The sequence below is a fragment of the Hymenobacter aerilatus genome, from assembly GCF_022921095.1.
Lineage (GTDB): Bacteria > Bacteroidota > Bacteroidia > Cytophagales > Hymenobacteraceae > Hymenobacter > Hymenobacter aerilatus.
This window is the reverse complement of the sequence record NZ_CP095053.1, coordinates 1,424,383-1,442,444: the sequence shown is the minus strand read 5'-3', so window position 1 is coordinate 1,442,444 and position 18,062 is coordinate 1,424,383. Positions and strand designations below refer to the sequence as shown.

The 18,062-nt window shown below is 61.1% G+C and carries 8 protein-coding genes; 2 read left to right on the top strand and 6 right to left on the bottom strand.

What is annotated here, in order from left to right; translation table 11 throughout:
- Positions 1–73: 73 nt before the first annotated feature.
- Together MUN82_RS06025 and MUN82_RS06020 are read right to left on the bottom strand one after the other, a co-directional pair.
- On the bottom strand, positions 74–1,933 hold the full coding sequence (locus tag MUN82_RS06025) for a RagB/SusD family nutrient uptake outer membrane protein (RefSeq protein ID WP_245095771.1): 1,860 nt from the start codon (positions 1,931–1,933) through the stop codon (positions 74–76).
- Between the two features lie 28 nt (positions 1,934–1,961).
- Positions 1,962–5,234 (bottom strand): SusC/RagA family TonB-linked outer membrane protein, encoded by a 3,273-nt coding sequence (locus MUN82_RS06020; RefSeq protein WP_245095769.1) that lies wholly within the window; start codon positions 5,232–5,234, stop codon positions 1,962–1,964.
- A 396-nt stretch (positions 5,235–5,630) separates the two neighbouring features.
- Between MUN82_RS06020 and MUN82_RS06015 the strand changes: the two genes are divergently transcribed.
- Positions 5,631–6,656 carry a LacI family DNA-binding transcriptional regulator gene (locus MUN82_RS06015; protein WP_245095768.1) on the top strand — a complete coding sequence of 342 codons (1,026 nt, stop codon included), beginning with the start codon at positions 5,631–5,633 and terminating at the stop codon, positions 6,654–6,656.
- Between the two features lie 111 nt (positions 6,657–6,767).
- Here MUN82_RS06015 and MUN82_RS06010 read toward each other — a convergent pair whose 3' ends face one another.
- A complete protein-coding gene (locus MUN82_RS06010) occupies positions 6,768–12,821 on the bottom strand; it encodes a carboxypeptidase-like regulatory domain-containing protein (protein WP_245095765.1) in 6,054 nt (2,017 codons plus the stop codon).
- A 153-nt stretch (positions 12,822–12,974) separates the two neighbouring features.
- Between MUN82_RS06010 and MUN82_RS06005 the strand changes: the two genes are divergently transcribed.
- Entirely contained in the window at positions 12,975–13,214 is a 240-nt protein-coding gene (locus tag MUN82_RS06005) for a hypothetical protein (RefSeq protein WP_245095764.1), read from the top strand.
- Between the two features lie 122 nt (positions 13,215–13,336).
- Here MUN82_RS06005 and MUN82_RS06000 read toward each other — a convergent pair whose 3' ends face one another.
- From MUN82_RS06000 to MUN82_RS05990, 3 genes are all read right to left on the bottom strand, one after another.
- Positions 13,337–14,422, bottom strand: coding sequence for a DNA polymerase beta superfamily protein (locus MUN82_RS06000; RefSeq protein WP_245095762.1), 1,086 nt, complete (start codon positions 14,420–14,422; stop codon positions 13,337–13,339).
- Between the two features lie 138 nt (positions 14,423–14,560).
- Positions 14,561–15,334, bottom strand: a complete 774-nt coding sequence (locus tag MUN82_RS05995) for a nucleotidyltransferase domain-containing protein (protein WP_245095759.1) — start codon at positions 15,332–15,334, stop codon at positions 14,561–14,563.
- Positions 15,335–15,403: 69 nt separating this feature from the next.
- Positions 15,404–18,046 (bottom strand): polynucleotide kinase-phosphatase, encoded by a 2,643-nt coding sequence (locus MUN82_RS05990; protein WP_245095758.1) that lies wholly within the window; start codon positions 18,044–18,046, stop codon positions 15,404–15,406.
- Positions 18,047–18,062: the final 16 nt, after the last annotated feature.

Below are 18,062 nucleotides of genomic sequence, written 5' to 3'. Positions count from 1 at the left end.
GACGGGCAATGTCCTGCACTGTCCTGCTCCTGCTAGCAAAAAGCGCTAACAGGAGCAAGTGCGGTGTGCTATATTAGTAGCCAAAGTTCTGCTTGAGGGCAGGATCGGCGCTGATGGTGCTCTGCGGAATGGGCAGTAGCTCCTTGCCTTTGCCCGGTACATACTCGGCAGCCAGGCCAGAGGCGGCGCTGGTAGCAGTTGTAGCGCCTAGTGTGAAGCTGGTACCTGCGGGTTTTGTATTCGCTACGTACTGTGCATCAATGGCCTGGCGCCAGTTTACGCGCACCGTACCGGTGGGAGCAGTAATGTTGGCTGGCGAAGGACGATAAGCCGAGCGCGCCCACTGCAAGCCCGTGGCCGAAGGCGTACGGTAGTACATGTACAGTGGCACGTTTTGGTATGGTGCCTGTCCACGAGCCATCTTTTCAATATTTGCTTTCACCTCGGCCATTTTGGTTTCAAATAAATTCCAGCGCAGCAGGTCATACTTGCGAATACCCTCGCCTCCGAACTCCAAGTACCGCTCGTTGGTGAGGGCCGTGAAGAAGCTAGCTTTGCTGCTTAGGTTGAACCCCGCGCTGGTGAGTGTAGCAAGCGCCTGTGCGCGGCTGCCGAATGCCCGGGTGCGCACTTCCATCAGTGCATCCTGAGCGGCTTGGGTAGGGCCGTTCAGCTCATTCTCTGTTTCCGCAAACATCAGCAGCACGTCGGCAAAGCGAATCAGCGGCCAGTTATAGTCGAGGTAATTGACGGTGCCCGGCACGGGTGGCACGTGCCAGTCGCGGCGGAATTTGCCGTCCGTTACCGACGTCAGGGCTACCCCGGTCTGGAAATTGGTGGCGGGGATGGAGTACGTGGTGATAGTAACGGGTAGGCGCGTATCGGTCGAGTCGAAGGCGTAGTAGTAGGGCGGCGCAATGGTCACTGCGCCCTGGGTGGAGCCATAGATGGGTGACGCGTTCAGACGCGGCCCGTTATAGTAGCCCAGTTTGCTACCCGACACGGAAGTAGCCGTGGCCATGCCCACTTGAAATATAATTTCGTTGGCAGCGTCCGTGCGCAGTTGATTGATGCTTTGGAATAGCTGCAGGAAGCTGGGGTTCAGGTTATGCTCGCCCCGGTTTGCCAGCAGGGCGGCACACTCCTGGCGGGCAATACGGTAGTAGTCGAGGTAGTCGGTGGGGCGCTGCATGGTACCGTCTTTGGGCGAATACCCTCCACGGTACAACGCCAGACGGGCCCGCAGGGCTTTCACGGCGCCTTTGGTGATGCGCTCATCGGCCGTACCGGCTTTGGAGCGCCACGGCACCAGCTTTTCAGCCTGTAGAAGGTCTTCAATCAGCTTAGTCAGCGTAATGTTACGGTCGGCATTGGGTAGGTTGAAGTCCTGGCCCGATACAGACGGCGTGAACTGCGTGGGCACGTCGCCCCAGTTGCGCAGCAGCTCAAAGTAGTACTGGGCCCGTAGCGTCAGGGCCTCACCGTGCAGGCGATGCAGCGCGGCCGTGTCGGCCGCCGTGCCGCTGGTGTACAGTGCCATTTGCGGAATCTGCTGAATGCAGATGTTGGCACGCTCCACGCCCTGATACAGCTGATTCCAAGGGTTGGTGATTTCGGTGTTGTTGGGCAGTGCCGTGTAGCGGGCAATGCTGCGGCGGGCCCCATCGGCCGGGCCGGCCGAGCCAATCATCTCGTCGGAATCGTAGGGATAATACATGCTCACGCGGGTGCCATAGCTATTATCGCCCGAGAGCGGGTCGTAGGCCCCAATAACGGCGGCCGTAGCGCCAGCCACCGTGCTAAACGTGTAGGCCGTTGTGTTCAGAGCCACCGCGTCTACGTCAAGATAATCCTGACAAGACGATACTACCCCGGCGGTGCCAGCCATCGTCACGGCAACCAGTGCGGTCCGAAAAGAAATAAACGATTTCATATAGTTGGGACGAAAAAGCAAGTAGGAATTACAAAGACAGGTTTACACCGAACAGGAAGGCACGGCTGCGTGGGTAGGCAGCGTAGTCGACGCCAGGCGTGAGGGGCGACGAGCGGCGCGTGCTCACCTCGGGGTCGTAGCCCGAGTATTTAGTGAAGGTGTACAGGTTGTTGAGCGTGGCGTAGAAGCGCAGGCTGTTCACTTTCACGCGCTGGGTGAGCAGCTTGGGCAGCGTATAGCCCACCGTTACGTTGTTGATGCGCAAGAAAGAGCCATCTTCCACTGCCCACGAGTGCAGGAAGTACGTGCGGGTAGGCGTCCAGATATTGGCATTCTGATTCACTTCCTGCAGGCGCTCCAGCGTAGTAATGGCACTGCCATCGGCCTCAATCACACGGTAACGGTTTTCCATGGTACTCAACACGTTGTTGAAAGCCGTGTTGGCCGTGTTCGAGGTAAACTCAATCTTGTTGGCATTGTACACATCGTTGCCGAGCACGAAGTTGAGGAACACGCTGGCATCGAAGTTTTTGTAGGTAAACTGCTGGTTGAGGCCACCCACTGCTTTGGGGTTGGCGTTGCCAATTACGGTCTGATCGTTGGCGTCAATCTTGCCGTCGCCATTCAGGTCTTTCAGTTTGATCAGACCCGGACGGTAGGCTGTTTCGCCAATGAGACCCAGGTTGTTCACAAAATTCCGGTCGGTCTTGGGCGTCCAGGTGCCCAGTCCGCCTGGCGTAGCCGACGGTACGTAGCCCGAGAAGTCATCTGCCGTCAGGTAGCCATCGGTTACGTAGCCGTACATCTGCCCGATTGGCTTGCCTACCCGAGCTACAAAGTCCTGGCCTAGGGCAGTGCCTGCCCAGCCCGACGTGATGTTCAGGATTTCCTGCTGGTCGCCGCCCAGGCTCTCAATGCGGCCCCGGTTGAAAGAGGTATTCGCCGTGGCCGTCCAGGTGAAGTTCTTGCCCTGGATAATGGTACCCGTCAGTTGCAGCTCTACCCCGCGGTTGGAGGTTTCGCCGATGTTCTGCAACTGCGAAGTATAGCCCAAGAACGGAGGAATAGGCTTGTTCAGGAGCAGGTCGTGCGTCGTGTTATAGTATACGTCGGCAGTGAACTGCACCCGGTTTTGCAGCAAGGACAGGTCAACCCCAATGTTGCGCGAAGTCGTGGACTCCCACTTTAGATCCGGGTTGGGTAGCGTAGTAGCCGAGGACCCAAACACGATGGTGTTGTTCAGCGCGTACGGTGCGTTACCGGCCTGGAAGAACTGGTTGAACAGGAAGTCGCCGATGCGGTTGTTGCCGGCTTCACCGTAGCTCAGACGCAGCTTCAGATCCGATACCGCCGTTACGTCCTGGAAGAAGTTCTCACGCGAGATGCGCCATGCCACCGAGGCGCCGGGGAAGAAGCCTACCCGGTTGCCTTTGGCGAATTTCGACGAGCCATCGGCCCGGAACGTACCCGTAAACAGGTATTTATCGTCGTAGGAGTAGGTTACGCGACCAAAGCCCGAGAGCAAACGGTAATCCTGTGGAATGCTGGTTTGGGGCAGCACTGGCTGCGAGGTCTGGCCGGGGGGCAGCACCCCCTGGTTGATGTTGGCCAGCGCCCGATCCGCCGTGATGTCGAGCGGCAGGAAGTTGGTTTGGATGTACTGCTGCCGGTTGGTTTGCTGGTAGATTTCTTCCCCTACCAATACGCCCAGCGAGTGTTTGCCTTTCAGGAGGCTATAATCCAACACGTTTGAGTTGTTGAGCGTGCTCTGCGTAGTGGTCGTGATGGTAGCAAAGGGCAGGTTGGCGTAACCTCCCGAGGCCTGCCGGATGGTAGGCGAGTAGCGGCCGTTGAAGGTGCTCAGGTTGATATTCGTGTAATCGAAGCCCGCTGTGGAGCGGAAAATCAGGTTTTTTGTTATGTTGAATGCCAGGTTGCCCCCAATGTTGGCCGTCCGGCGCTGGTCGGTGCGGTACTCGTTGTCGATGGTAATAATTGGGTTCACCAGCGACGACGTCTCAAAGAACTCTGGGTCGAAGGTATTCAGGTCAACAACGGCCCCAGTGGCGCGGGGTACGTTCAGAGGCTGATACTGCACGGCATTGCGCAACCGCGAGGTGGTATTGGAGCCGCTCGTAGATGTACCTGCTCCCTTGGCTTCCTGGTCGTTGTAGCGCACGTTGAAGCCCAGGCGCAGCTTGTCGCTGGCTTTGGTATCGAAGCGGAAGTTCACTAGGTTGCGCTCGTAGCCCGAGCCCCGCTGAATACCATCTTCCGTGTTGCGGGTCAGGCTCAGGGCATACGTGGTGCCCTTGGCGCCACCAGCTATAGACACGTTGTGTGTCTGCTGAAAGGCCTGGCGCCCAAACACCTTATCCTGCCAGTCTACAAACGGAGAGTTACGGGCCTGCATAATTGTATCGCTCATATAGTTAGAGCTGCCAAACAGGCTCCGGAACGTGGGTAGGCCGCCCGAGTTATTACCTACAATGCGCGAGCGTTCGTACTGATAGTTGAGGTAGTCGTCGGGGCGCAGCACATCCAGGGTTTTGGTGATGTTGCGGAAGCCGGCGAAGCCGTTGTAGCTTACTACAGTGCGGCCTTCAAGTCCCTTTTTGGTAGTGATAATTACTACCCCGTTGGCGCCGCGCGCACCGTAAATAGCCGTAGCCGACGCATCTTTCAGTACGTCGACCGAGGCAATGTCCTGCGGCGCAATCACATTCAGCGCGTTTTCAATCTGAATCCCGTCTACTACATACAGTGGGGAGTTGTCCTGCGTCACAGAGCCGCCACCCCGCACGCGCACCTGCACGTTCAGGTTGCCGGGCGTGCCCTCAGCCGAAGTGAGCTGCACGCCAGCCAGGCGCCCCGTCAGGGCCTCAGCGGCAGAGTTGACGGGTATGTCTTTGAGTTGCTGCGCGCTAACCGATGATACTGAACCCGTTACGTCGCGGCGCTGCACGGCCTGGTAGCCGATAACCACTACGTCATCGAGGGCCTTGGAGTCTTCGCGCATCTCCACGGTGATGCTGCTGCGCGTACCTACCGTTACGTCCTGCGACACAAAACCGATGTAGCTCAAGCGCAATTTGGCATTGGGACCAGCTACGGTCAGCGTAAAGCGGCCTTCGCCGTCGGTAGTAGCACCGTTGGTGGTGCCTATTTCTACCACCGTTACGCCGGGCAGCGCCTCAGCCTTATCAGCAGAGCGCACCACACCCGTTATCTGTCGTTGCTGGGCCATAGCCAGCGACACTATCCCCAGCAGTAGCCAGAGCGACAGTAGATATTTTTTCATGGAACTAGATATATTAAGAGTGGGAATTGGAATGATGCACGGAACTTCGCCAGCCGGGCCTGCGCAACTTTGCAGAGGTGTATGCAGTAAAAACTCCTTTGCAAACGGTCGCGAAGCGTAATAATCGATTTCGTACCTATTCGAAGAGGCGGCATTTTTTTTTTCGGGGCCAGAGGTGAAACCCGACTCTTTAAGATTACATTGCAGCATCTAAGAAAGAAAACGCTTAGCGGTATTTATTACTGCAAACGTTGCCGGGAACGATGTCAAAGAGACTTGCTGTTACGCAATAAGTTGTTAGATTTGCTCCTGTAGCGTTTTTTGCACTCCCGCCCCTCTACTCTCCCACCCACTCTTTACCCATTTCAAAATTGCATTTTAGAAGTACCACCTGCTTTGAGTACCATCACTATTAAGGATATCGCCCGCGCTCTGAACATCTCCACTTCCACGGTTTCGCGGGCGTTGCGGGGTAGCTACGAGATAAACCAGGAGACAAAGGAGTTGGTGCTGGAGTATGCCGAGCGACTGAACTACCGCCCCAACCCCATTGCGCTTAGCCTGAAAGAAAATCGTAGCCGCGCCATTGGGGTGATTGTACCGCAGATTGCCAACTACTTCTTTTCGCAAGCCATCAACGGGATTGAGGCCATTGCCTACAACCGCGGCTACCACGTTATTATCTTCCAGAGCCAGGAGTCGTACGAGCGGGAAGCGGCCAACATGCAGCAAGCCATGGACCGCAAGGTAGACGGCCTACTGATTTCGCTATCCAGTGAAACCTCCGACGTGTCGCACCTGCGGGCCTTACAGGAGCAAGGCCTACCCATTGTGCAGTTCGACCGGGTATCGCACGAGTTGGATACCACGCGCATTGTGGCCGATAACTTCGGTGGGGCCTTCGCAGCGACCGAGCACCTAATCAAGGCCGGACGGCAGCGCATTGCCCACCTCACCATTCCGCCATGGCTGAGCATCACGAAGGAACGCCTGGCAGGCTACCGCGCCGCCCTGGAGCAGTACGGCATCCCCTACGACGAAACGCTGGTGCGTTACGGTACTTTTGGGCAGAATGAAACCGGACCCATGGTGGATGAGCTACTGGCCCTACCCTCCCCGCCCGATGCGTTTTTCACGGCCAGCGACCGGCTGGCGCTGGGCTGTCTGGCATCGCTGCACCAGCGCCGCATTGCCATTCCCGACGACGTGTCGCTGATTGGGTTCACCAACCTCAACGCCGCCGACCTGCTGAACCCGGCGCTTAGCACTGTAGTACAACCGGCCCAGGAAATCGGGCAGATAGCCGTAGAGCGCCTGATCGAACTGATTGAGAAGAAACAAAAAGCTGCCCCACCCTCTACCGTTAAAATTCCCACGCGCTTGATTGTCCGAGAATCCACCCGGTCGGTCGTCCACTCGTAAGTCGCCGGCCCGCTGCTCCCACCCCGGCCTGGCCAGGCACGCCTTACGACTAAAAGCCTCCCGATCCACCCGGGAGGCTTTTCATTTTTAAATGAATGTTGAAATAAGCACTTATTCTACAACAGCTTGCTTGCTGGCCGAGCGGCCGAAGCGGGTAGGGAAATAAACCAGCTCGGCTCGAGCCGGATTCAGCGTGTATTGGCCCCGGTAGCGGGGCTGCAAGGCTATCCGGAAGGTGTGCTTGCCAACGGGCAGCCGGTCGATGAAGATGCCCGTTTGGTGCCGCAGATACTCGCGATGCACCTCAAAGCTATTGCCGGGCGCCTTGTCGGGCGCGTAGGAGCAGCCGGCCGGAATGGGCACTTCTACCAGTACGTAACGGGCTTCGGCCCGCACATCTACGGTTACGACCAGCTCGGCCGGCTGGCCGGCCCGTAGCGCTATGCGGCTGCCGGCTTGTCCGGCCAACGTAGTGGTCACTGTGAAGGGCGCAGCCGTGGCGGTGGGCTTGGCGTTCCAGAAGCTTTGGTAGGCAGTGGCGTAGACGGGTAGCAGCCCCTGCTTGCGCAGCACTAGCGGCTCTGCACCGGCCGGCACCTGCACTTCAAACGGAAACTGCCGCACTTCTTGGTTCAGGGCACCTTGCAGTTGCACCTGGGCAGCCAGCGGCGCGGCGCCCGTTGGCAGCAGCTCGGGACCGATGGTTTCCAGCACCTGCGCCGTTTCGTAGGTACTGCCGAAATAGCCACTAGCCCCACGCTGCTGCAACAGGTAGGTGCGTATGCGTTGCAGTTCGGCCGCATGCCCGCCCTCGGCGCGCAGCACCCGGTAGGCCAGCAGCGTCGTGCCGATGCGGTCGTTGAGTACGTAACGGTAGTAGGTGCTGGTGCGCAGCGTATCGGCGTACCACACGCCCCCGAGCTGGGTAGCGAGCCGGTAACGCCGCAACGAATCAAGCTGGTAGGGCAAGTGTAGTTGCTGCCGCAGTTCGGTTAGCAGCAGGTACTGGTCGAGGGGCTGACGGCCGGTGTGCGGCTCTCGTGCCAGCCGGTCGAGATAGGTGCGGTAGTCGACGGAAGCATCCAACTGGTGCAGCAACTGTAGCAGACGCAGGCGGTCGGGTAGCGTCCGGAAGTACCCGCCCGTGTAGGCGGCAGCACCCGCGGCACGACGGGCATCGGCGGCGGCAAATTCTTCATCCAATGCCCTCAGCAAGTACTGACGTAGCGCGGCACGGTCCAACTTCACGGTATAGTTCTGTTGCTGCGCCGCCAGCAGCGCTTCCACCACGTGCAGGGTAGCCCAGGCACTCACCTCAGACTTCGGCCAGGTCCCCCAAAGGCCCTCGGGCTGATGCCGCCCTTCCAGCAGTCGGCGAATCAAGTAGTTGACGTTGCGCTCGGCGCGGAAGGGCTGGCCCTGCCACGTGAGAATGCGCTGCTGCAGGAGCAGACCTTTTAAGCGGGAGGCCATTTGCTCGTTGCAGAGGTAGGCGTACTGCTGCAAGTGCTCTATTTCGCGCAGCACCACCGGCAACGGGTCGCTTTCGAGCCGTACTGTAGCGGTACCCAGCGCGGGGTTGAGACGGAAGGTGAGCGTGGTATCGGGGGCCGTGAGCACGGCAAAGGTGCCTACCCGTTCGCGAGTACCAGCGGGCACTACGGCCACGGTGCGCTGCTCGCCGTCCTGGTAGCCGTTGGCTCGGGTGAGGCGAAACGTCAGGCGCAGCGAGTCGCCGGCCGGGGGCGCCGTCACGGTGAGCGTATCGAGTACGGCCGTGGCTACGCGGTGCTGGTGCGTGCGCGCCGGTTCGCTACCCACCTGGAAGCTGGTGGTCACCTGCGCAGTGTCGGGTAGGTAGTTCAGCACTTTGCCCAGCACCTGCACCCGGTCGCCTTCCACCAAGAAGCGCGGCACCGCCAGCTCGGCCAGTAAGGCTTTGAAGGAGCGCAGCTTACTGGTGATGCTACCCGTGCGGCCGTGGTCGTCGGAGCCCAGCACGAAGGTGTCCCAGCCCGTTACGTCGTCGGGTAGAGTGATGGTAGTAGTGGCTTGGCCGCGGGCATCGGTGACGAGGGTAGGGCGCCACCACGCATAGTCGCGGAAGTGCCGGCGCAGCGCCGCCTCAGGGTCCTGACCAGGAGTATTGGTAGCCGCCAGCGTGGCCGCGGCCGCAGCGCGCAGGCTTTTGGGTAGCTGAGCATTGGGCTTGGTTTCGATAATAATCACACCCGATTTGGCAGCCCGACTACCATACAACGCCGCTTGGTCGCCCTTGAGTACTTGCAGGGAGGCAATATCGCCGGGGCTCAGGTCTTCTACCCGGCCCGCATACGGCACCCCGTTCACAATAAGCAACGGCGCCGCATCTCCAGCCACGGTACTCGCGCCTCGGATGCGGACGCTACCCGTTCCTTCGATATTCACGCCTGCCACCCGCCCCTGCAACGCGCTAACGGTGGTGACTGCACCCGTTAGTTCTTGTCGCCGCTGCACCCCGTAGCCTACCACTACCACTTCATTGAGGGCTTTCGTGTCGACTTGCAGCGCTACAGTTATGTCCTGCTGCCCCGCGGCCAGCCGCTGCTCCTGCGTCTGGTAGCCGATGGACGAAAACACCAGCGTAGCCCCCACCGGCGGCACCGACAGCGTAAAGCTGCCGTCGGCCAAGGTTGAGGTTCCTACCTTGGTGCCCTTCACTAGTACCGTCACGCCGGGTAGGCCCTCCTCCGTTTCGCGGTCGAGGACGCGGCCCCGCACAAGCTGCCAACCGTGCTGCGACTGCACCGGCACGGCCACCCGTATTTCCCGCCGCGGTGCAGGCTCAGTGGCAGCGCGGTGAGCCTTCAGCCACGCTATCTGGTGCGCACGCACGGCCGCCAGCACCCGCCGGCTGGCCGGACCGTAGGGCTGCCGGTCTTCAGTCTGCAGTTGTAGATAAGTGGTGCCGTTGGGGCGGATAACGATATCCGCAGGCGGAGCCAGACAGGTGCTATCGGCCAGTAATACAGCTACCCGATAACGACCGGCCGTCAAGGCATGAATGGAGCTTCCGCCGCGCAGTAACCGCGAAAAAGATGCCTTGCCGGGCTGCGTTACTAGCACATAGGCCACTTCCGGCAGCCGGGGCGCCGGGTAGGGTTTCGGGGCAGGCAGCCGGATTTCCAGTCGCCCCTGCCCTACCGGCGTGTGCGCTACGTAGTCCAGCATGACTTCCGCGAACGACGGCCACCGCTGGCGCCAGCGGGTTATTTCCGGTGATGCTTGCAGGGCGCTTTCCGTTAGCGCAAAGTCGCCCAGCGGCAGGGCGCCCGCAAAGCCGCTGCCGCGCAGGCTGCCCAATGCATCGGGGGTGATGCTGGTCATTTTCAGCAGCCCAGGCTCGAAGTGGTAGCGGTAGAATGGCTCTAATAGAAACTTGCGCCGCAGCCCATCAGTCCGACGCAATAGCACCGAATCGGGCCGGAAAGGGCCAGCTATGGCCATGTTGCCTAGGTTGGTATGGCCTACCCTCTGCAAGCGCTGGCCCTGCCGCAACGTGGTGGGCACGTAGGCATCCACCAGCAGTAGATAGCGCTGCAACGTGCGTTGTTCTTCTTCGCTCAATAGTCCCCGCTTTTCCACCAGCAGTTCTTCGCAGATTGTGTTTTGGTCGATGCTGAGTGTGAGCTTGTGCAGGGGCCGCAGGTACACGTCGGGTAGCGTGACCAAGTGGGTAGCCGTGCGTACGGCTACCGTATGCCGGCCACTGTCGGCCACCAGGGCGTAGGGCTCGCGTTGGTTGACGTCGTGCACATACACTGGCACGTCATCCACATACACCGCCACCACCGGCTGCACCCTCCCCGAGTCGACCACGAACGGCGCCAGTTGCGTGATGCCGCCGGGGGCCGGCTGGTACTCGTAGAACGTGCCGGTTTCGGGGTAGAGAAATTGGTAGAAACGCAGCGAGTCCAGGCCCAGGCGCCCGCGCCAGTCGGCCCAACGCAGGGGCTGCTTGCCCGCTTCGCCGGGCGAGTTCTCGAAGCTTTCCCCAATGGCAAAGCGCCGCCGGGCTACCCTACCCACCAGCCGCGGCTCGAAACTAGGCAACGCCGGCGCAGCCGGCGCCTCAAACTTGCTGGTATAGGCGTAGGCCGTGAGGTCGGCGCGGGGTACGGGTCGGCCGGCTGCGTCGGTCACGGTGTAGCGCAGTTGCAGCTGCTGGCCGGGGTAGGCTACCTCGGGCTGTTCTGCATGAATGCGTAGTTGCTTCTGCATCAGCGGCATACTGTATTCCAGCGCCCGCAGCTCATCACCCCAGAGATAGTGCACCGAGGCAAACCACGGTCCGGCATCTGTCGTCCGGATGGCCATTTGCCACTCGGTGCCGTAGCCCCGGTAGCACAGGCGGCTACCCTGGTAGAGAAAATACCAGACCGGCAGGTGGCGTGGGTTGTCGAGGGCGAGGTACAACGAATCGGGGGTACGGTCGGAGCGCAGGGCCAGCGCGGCGTTGGTGTCATCCGGCGTCAGCACGGCCCGCCGCCCAGCTGAGTCGGTCAGTTCGTACTCGGTAGCGCGCGGGTCGAGGGGCAGGCGGTAGGGCAGCCGCACGCGCTGCCGCAGCAGCGTGCCGTTGCTCAGCGCCTCGTTGCCGCTCACTTCTAGCCACGCGCTATGCGGCCGCTCTTGGTCCTGCCATTGGAAGTCGGCTACCACAGAGTCGGCGCGGAGCTGTAGCCGGAGCTGGCCGGGGTCGGTGGTGTAGTGGGCCGAGGCCGTGCGCGTCTGGCGCTCGTTGTTAGAATTTAGAAACGTAGCCTGCACGCTGTAGGCCAGATCGGCGGCCGGAAACACGGTGGCGGGCACGTTGAGGCGGGTTTCGCCGTGGGCGTCCAGTGGCTGGGCGTGCGTCCAGAGCGTATCGGGCACAAACAGCTGCCGCCCGATAAAAACGCCGGGCGCGCCCTGGGGCGTCAGGCTGAGGCGCACGCGGGCATCGAGCAGGTTCAGCTCATTGGCATCGGTGCCGCGCACAAAAATGGCTTGCCCTACCCCGCGCCGGTGGGTGGTTTCGGCCAGGCGCAGCTGGTAGCGCGTAGCAGCCAGCTCGTAGTCTTCTACCCGAAACTGCGCCTGGGCCAACGTACCCCGGCGCTCGTCGGCCAGCCAGATTTCCGCGCGGGTATCGGCCCGCAGCCCCAGCGAATCGGCCAGCGGCACCACGGCTTGGTAGGAGCCCGGCCGCACCGGCTGCACCACCAGCAAGCGCCGCTCGCGGCCACTGGCCCGCAGCCACAGCGCGAGTGGCCCCACAGCGGGCCTGCCGGTAACGCGGTGCACAATACGGGCCTTGAGGCGGAGCGTATCGCCGTGCGGACGGTAGCGTGGCTGGCTGAATGCCACGTAGCTTACCCAACGGTTTTGGCGCCGCGCCACACGCTGCTCCTGCCGCTGCTCACGCACCTCTTCGCTGAACACTGAGCGCAGCAGGCCAATCAGGCCGGTTGATACGGAGGCAGGATAGCGCAGCTCGCGCACCAGCCGCCGCACCGGCTCAGTGAGGTAACCCAACGGAAAACCAAAGGCCACCCGGTTACCGATACGCTTCAGCCGCTGCCCCACGGAAGGCGAATAGGAGTGGTAGTCGGGGGCCAGCTCCAAGGCGTGGTAGGTGGTGCGCCCACTGTGGGTAACGGCTACCAGCCCCGGCTTGCCCGCCCGCGCCAGCCGGAAGCTGCGCGTGGCGGCATCGTAGGGCACCGCGCGGCCGCCGAGCTGCACGTGGGCATCGGGCAACAGATTGCCCAGGGAGTCGCGCACGAGTAGCGTCAGGTCCACTTGGTTGTTTACCGTCAGCACTTGGCGGTCGGTGACGGAGCGCAGCCAGTACACCAGCTGCGGCCCCTCGGTGTGGGCTACCAGGTAGTAGCCCGCGGGCAGCGGCGACCAACGACGACGGACGCTATCGGTAGGAAACGAATCGACGGGCTGGGTGAAGAACTCGGGCCGCGCCGCCCGCAGCCCTCTGCGATACAGGTAACCGGCCTGGTCATCCGTCAGCCGAAACACCTTGGTGAGGTAGCTGTGCTGCCGGGCCCGCGGCAGGTGCTGCTGCGCATATATAGGATAGGAAAAAAGGCCTGCAAGCAGCAGCGCGAGCATACGTAGCAAACGGAACATAGGCAGAAGGCTTGGGTACTACTTTCCGATGCCTAACTGCCTGTAATTCCACACCACATCAATTACAATTTTTTATAAGATAAGTCTGGCACGCAATTTTCTACCCTTATCAAAGTTCTATTCTTTGTTACTCTCATCATACTCTCTGCCCGCATGTACAAAGCTCTGTTGCTCGTTTTCGCCTTGTTCTTACTAACTGGGCTTCAGCCTGCTGAGGCAACTAATCCCGGCACACCCTACGCCCGGGCCAAAGCAAAAGGCCGCGTGTATACGCACCGCCCAAGCTATAAAGTATACCGAGGGTTCCGGAAAGGCAACCGCAAGGGCCTGAAATTCTTCCACAAGAAACGTAGCCACAAGCTCCGCTCTACGGTGCGCGCCCGTCGATTCTAACCGTATCGTTGGCGCAGCTTTTTAATAAGGTAGGGCGCGGCGCGAGCAGTTCATCTCTCGCACCGGGCGCCCTACCTTATTATATAAGTATGCATGAGGTGGAAACACAAGATGTGGTGTCTCTACCCCAAACGCTGCCGTTCGGCATACCATGCCCGTCGCGTTTGTACCAACAGTTGCTCGGCAGCTTCTTTGTCGGGCATTTCGGGTAATGAGGAGGCCACAAAAGCAGCCTCTACACGCGCTACCAACGCTTCGGCTTCGGTTACCAGTTGCTCGTACTCAAACTCGCCGCGGCGGATTTGCAGCAGGAAGTCCCGGTCGGGGCGGCGGACGTGTAGGCGGCTTTCAGTGGCAATTTCCTCGGCCATGCGTAGCAGCCGGAATACGTGCAGCATGTTTTTGGCGTCGTAGTTTTTGCCGTGCTGCACGGTGTTTTGGTAGCGCTCGGGGTTGCGCTTCTGCTCCCACTCCTTGTACTCGCGGTACACGCGGCAGTAGGTAGAGTAGCCGTTGCGGTTGAAGCTGAGGTAGGTCGCCGGCACCTCCCCTTTCGGCACCGTAGAAAGTTGTACGTCCTGCGAGGTGTCGGGGTCGCGCACCAGGCCGCGGTAGTGGTGAAGCTGTTCGGACGTGTCGTCCACAAACAGGGCGTATAAGTCGGTGAGGTGGGGCACATTGGACAGGCCGCACTGTGCGGCCACATACCCACTCCGTGCCAGCCAGGTAGCTACTGGTTGCGCGCCCGCGCCTACCGTCACGTAACAGAAATCCAGCACCGACTTGCGCTGAGGCGGCTCGGGGTGGTTGATTTTCTTGTTCAGCCCCTTCGCCTTCCGAATCTGCGCCACGGCATACTCGGCAAAGCTCTGGCGGCATAGCTTCGATAGAAACTCCTCGGCTCGAAACGCCGCGAACAGCGGGTGCCGGTACACCACGCAGTCTTCAGGGGTACCAAGCAGCTCTAACATGGTAGGGTTGTTTTTGAGCAGCAGCTCCACGAAGCGCCGCAGCTCGTAGAACACCTCGTCGTTGGTATCGTTGGCCACCTGGGGCACGTAGTCGAGACCGTAGAACTCGGTTTCGGGTAGGATGAACACGCCTTTTAGGTCGGTGTCGGAGTGCGGCAGGTGGGTGCCGTAGGCGCGGCTGCCACTGATGGCTTCGAAGAGAATAAGGCCACGCTGGCGCAGGTCGGGAATAGTCATGGACGGGTGACACGTATTCACGTCTCGTCGTTGCTGATGTTGTTTAATCTAGAGCGGGCTATTCTGGTGGGAAACGGCGGCGTGGTTCTACCGTAGATCCATTTGGTCCTTCTAACGCCGAGACGCGAATACGCGTCTCTACATAGTGCCCGCGTCAGCCATCCACGCCCGAAACAGCGCGTCTAGCGCCGCCGTAGGGTCAGGGTAGCGAGTGACGGGTAGGGTTTCGCGGGCGGCCAGGGCAGCTTCGTACTCAGCTTGCAGATACTCAACCAACGCCGCCGGACGGGGCACAGTGGTTTTTTCGTCGGCAGTGGCTTTGCGAGTGAGCAGCTCGTTTACTACGTCGTGCAGCGTGGCTAGTAGTAGCTCGCGGAGCGGCCGAAACTCCATCGGCGGCACCTCATTGGGACGTTGCCGAATCCAGCTCGCGGCCAGCGTGGAGCGCAGGGCGTAGAACAGGCGTTTCAGGCGTACGTGCTCGGTCGTTAGATCGTCCTCTACCCCGCGCCGCATCAGGCCCAGGTAGTGATTCAGCCCGGCCCGCGGGTTCCAGAACGCCGGCAGCAACGACCCCAGCGCCTCCCGGAACCCGGCTGCCTCCCGGTATACCACTGGCGACTGTAGCCACTCGAACAAGGCCGCGTTGCCGCCGCGCAGCAGCTTCAGGGCCTTGCGCAGTTCCCAACCGGCCAGGTCCAGCTCGTCGTCCACGGGGAAGTTGAGCGTGTCGGGGCCAGCGTCGAGAGTTAGGTACCAGTCGGGTGAGTGGCTGTAGAGGAAGCGCACATCGTAGTCGGAATCGGGCGAGGGAAAACCCCAGGCCCGGCTACCCGACTCGCTGGCGTATAGGATGCGGATATGGTGGGTGGCTTCGAGCTGGCGGAGGGCAGTTTGGATGCGGGCATGCATGAGCCAGAAAGAAAAAAGAGTAAAGGGATGGGCTTTCTGCTGCGGATCTTGCGGGTAGCCGCTACCCACCTACAACCGCGGGTCCACGGCCTCGCTTTCCAGCGCCAGCACGCCGAATACGCACTGGTGCACTGCTCGTAGCGGCTGGCCGGCCACGAAACGCTCCAAGCCTTCCACGCCGAGGGTGAATTCGCGCAGGGCGAGGTTGCGCTTGGACTTCACGTTTCGCTCGCGCAGGCGTTCCAGATTGCCGGGCAGGAGGTAGTCGGGGCCGTAGATGATGCGCAGGTACTCGCGGCCGCGACACTTGAGGGCGGGTTGGATGAGGCCTTTTTTGGTGGTAGAAATGAAGTCGTAGGGTTTTACGACCATGCCTTCGCCGCCGCTGGCCGTGAGGTCGAGCCACCATTGGGTAGCAGCTTCCACGTCGGTGATATCCTGCAGGTACACCACGCGGTAGGGCGTGGCGCGGAGCAGGCTTTCATCGGCCAGGCACATTGCGCGTAGGGTTTCCATGTGCCAGGCGTGGTCTTTGTCGAAGTAGGTGCGGCCCTCGGTGGCGAGCAGGTGGAAGGGCGCCAGGCGCAGGTCGGCGAGGCTCTCCACGGGCCAGCAGTAGCGGCGGTAGGCATCGGCGTAGTGGTCGGCGGCGGTGCGGCGGGCCGAGGTGCGAGCCAGTAGGGCTTCCACCCCATCGAGGCCGCGGCCGGCGGCTTGCGCCAGGGCGGCTTCGGCCAGGGGCAGGGCGGCGGTAGCGGCGGCGGCCACAGCGGCGTACTGCGTCTTAATTAGCTCCTGGGCTTTGGCTGACCACGGCAGCAGTTCGGCATCCAGGCACACCCAATCGGTCTGAAACCGCTCCCAAAAGCCGCTGGCCGTGAGAGCCTCCTGCAGGCGTGTGAGGAAGGCTTCTTCCAGGGCTTCGTTGGTGAAGAAGTTGCGGCCGGTGCGGGTGTAGCACTTGCCGGGTCCCTCGCCTACCACCCCAAAGCGGCGCCGGGCGGCATCCTCATTGCGCGCTAGCACCACCACCACGCGGCTGCCCATGTGCTTTTCCTCGCACACCACCCGCTCCAGGCCCTGGCGGCGGAAGTAGTCGAAGGCTTCGGCGGGGTGCTCCAGCATATCGGGCAGCGCCGAGGTTTCGGTGGGCGACATGGTAGGCGGCAGGTACAGCAGCCACTTCGGGTTCAGGGCAAAGCGCGACATCACCTCCAGCGCCGCCACCGCATTTTCCTCCCGAATCGTGACGGAAGGCAACAAGCGTGTCTGGATGATCTGCTTGCCCGTCACATCACGGATGTCGAGCAGGTCGTCGTTTTTCTGTTGAGCTGTTAGCTGTTGGCTGTTAACTACTAGCTCTTCGTTGGATTCTGTTTGGGAAGAAGCTCCCAGCGGTGAGCCAACACCTCCCAGTGGGCGCACCGGCTCGCAGTACACTTGCTGGGCTGGTACCGACACCAACTCCCGCTCGGGGTAGCGCAGGGCGGTAAGGTGGCCGCCGAATACGCAGCCGGTATCAATATCGATGGTGTTGTTGAGCCACTCGGGCGCGGGCACGGGCGTGTGGCCGTATACCACCATGGCGCGGCCGCGGTACTCGGCGGCCCAGTTGTAGCGCACCGGCAAACCAAACTCGTCGATTTCGCCGGTAGTTTCGCCAAACAGCGCGAAGGCCCGCACGGCCCCCGAGCCCCTACCCTGCATTTCCTCGCGCATGCCGGCATGGGCCACCACCAGCTTGCCGCCGTCCAGTACGTAATGGCTCACCAGCCCATCCAGAAACTGCCGTACCTGCGCTTTAAATGTATCCGATTCCGGAGTCAATTGGGCCACAGTTTCGGCAAATCCGTGGTTTTCGTTCACGTTTTTGCCGTTGAGGTAGCGTAATAGCTTGATATCATGGTTGCCAGGCACACACAGCGCCACGTCGTCCTTCACCATGCCCATCACCAGCCGCAGCACCTGCGGCGAGGCCGGCCCCCGGTCTACCAAGTCGCCCAAAAACAGCGCGCGCCGGCCGGCCGGCGCCGTTACGCGCACGCCTAAGTCGCGTGCATCCGTCACCAGTTCTTCCTCTACTACATAGCCTAGTTCCGTGAGCAACTGCACCAGCTCGTGGTAGCAGCCGTGCACGTCGCCGATGATGTCGAACGGGCCGGTATCCTGCTTGCGATTGTTGTAGAGCGGGTCGCGCACGATGGCCTGCACGGCGTCAATTTCCTCGGGGCCGCGCAGGTGGTAGATGTGGCGGAAGCCTTCCTGGCGGAGCGTCTTGAGGCTGCGGCGCAGCTGCTGGCGTTGCTGGGGCACCACATGGCGACCCAGATGCTGGCGCTCGGCACGCTGGCGGTTGCGGTCCTCAGCCACGCGGTCGGGCACGTCGAGAATGATGGCGGTGGGGAGCACGTGGTAGTCGCGGGCCAGCTGCACGAGGGTTTTGCGGGCTTCGGGCTGCACGTTGGTGGCGTCTACCACCGTCAGCAGGCCGCGCTTCAGGCGCAGCCCTACCAGGTAGTGCAGCAGGGCAAAGGCATCCGGCGTGGCCGCTTGGTTGTTCTCATCATCGGCCACCAACGCTCGGCACCGGTCCGACGATACAATTTCCGTGGGCTGAAACAAGCGGTGCGCAAACGTACTTTTGCCCGCCCCCGAAGTACCAATGAGCAAGACCAGGGAGAGTTCGGGAAGTTTGAGGATATCTTGGGGCATTATAACAATGAATAAT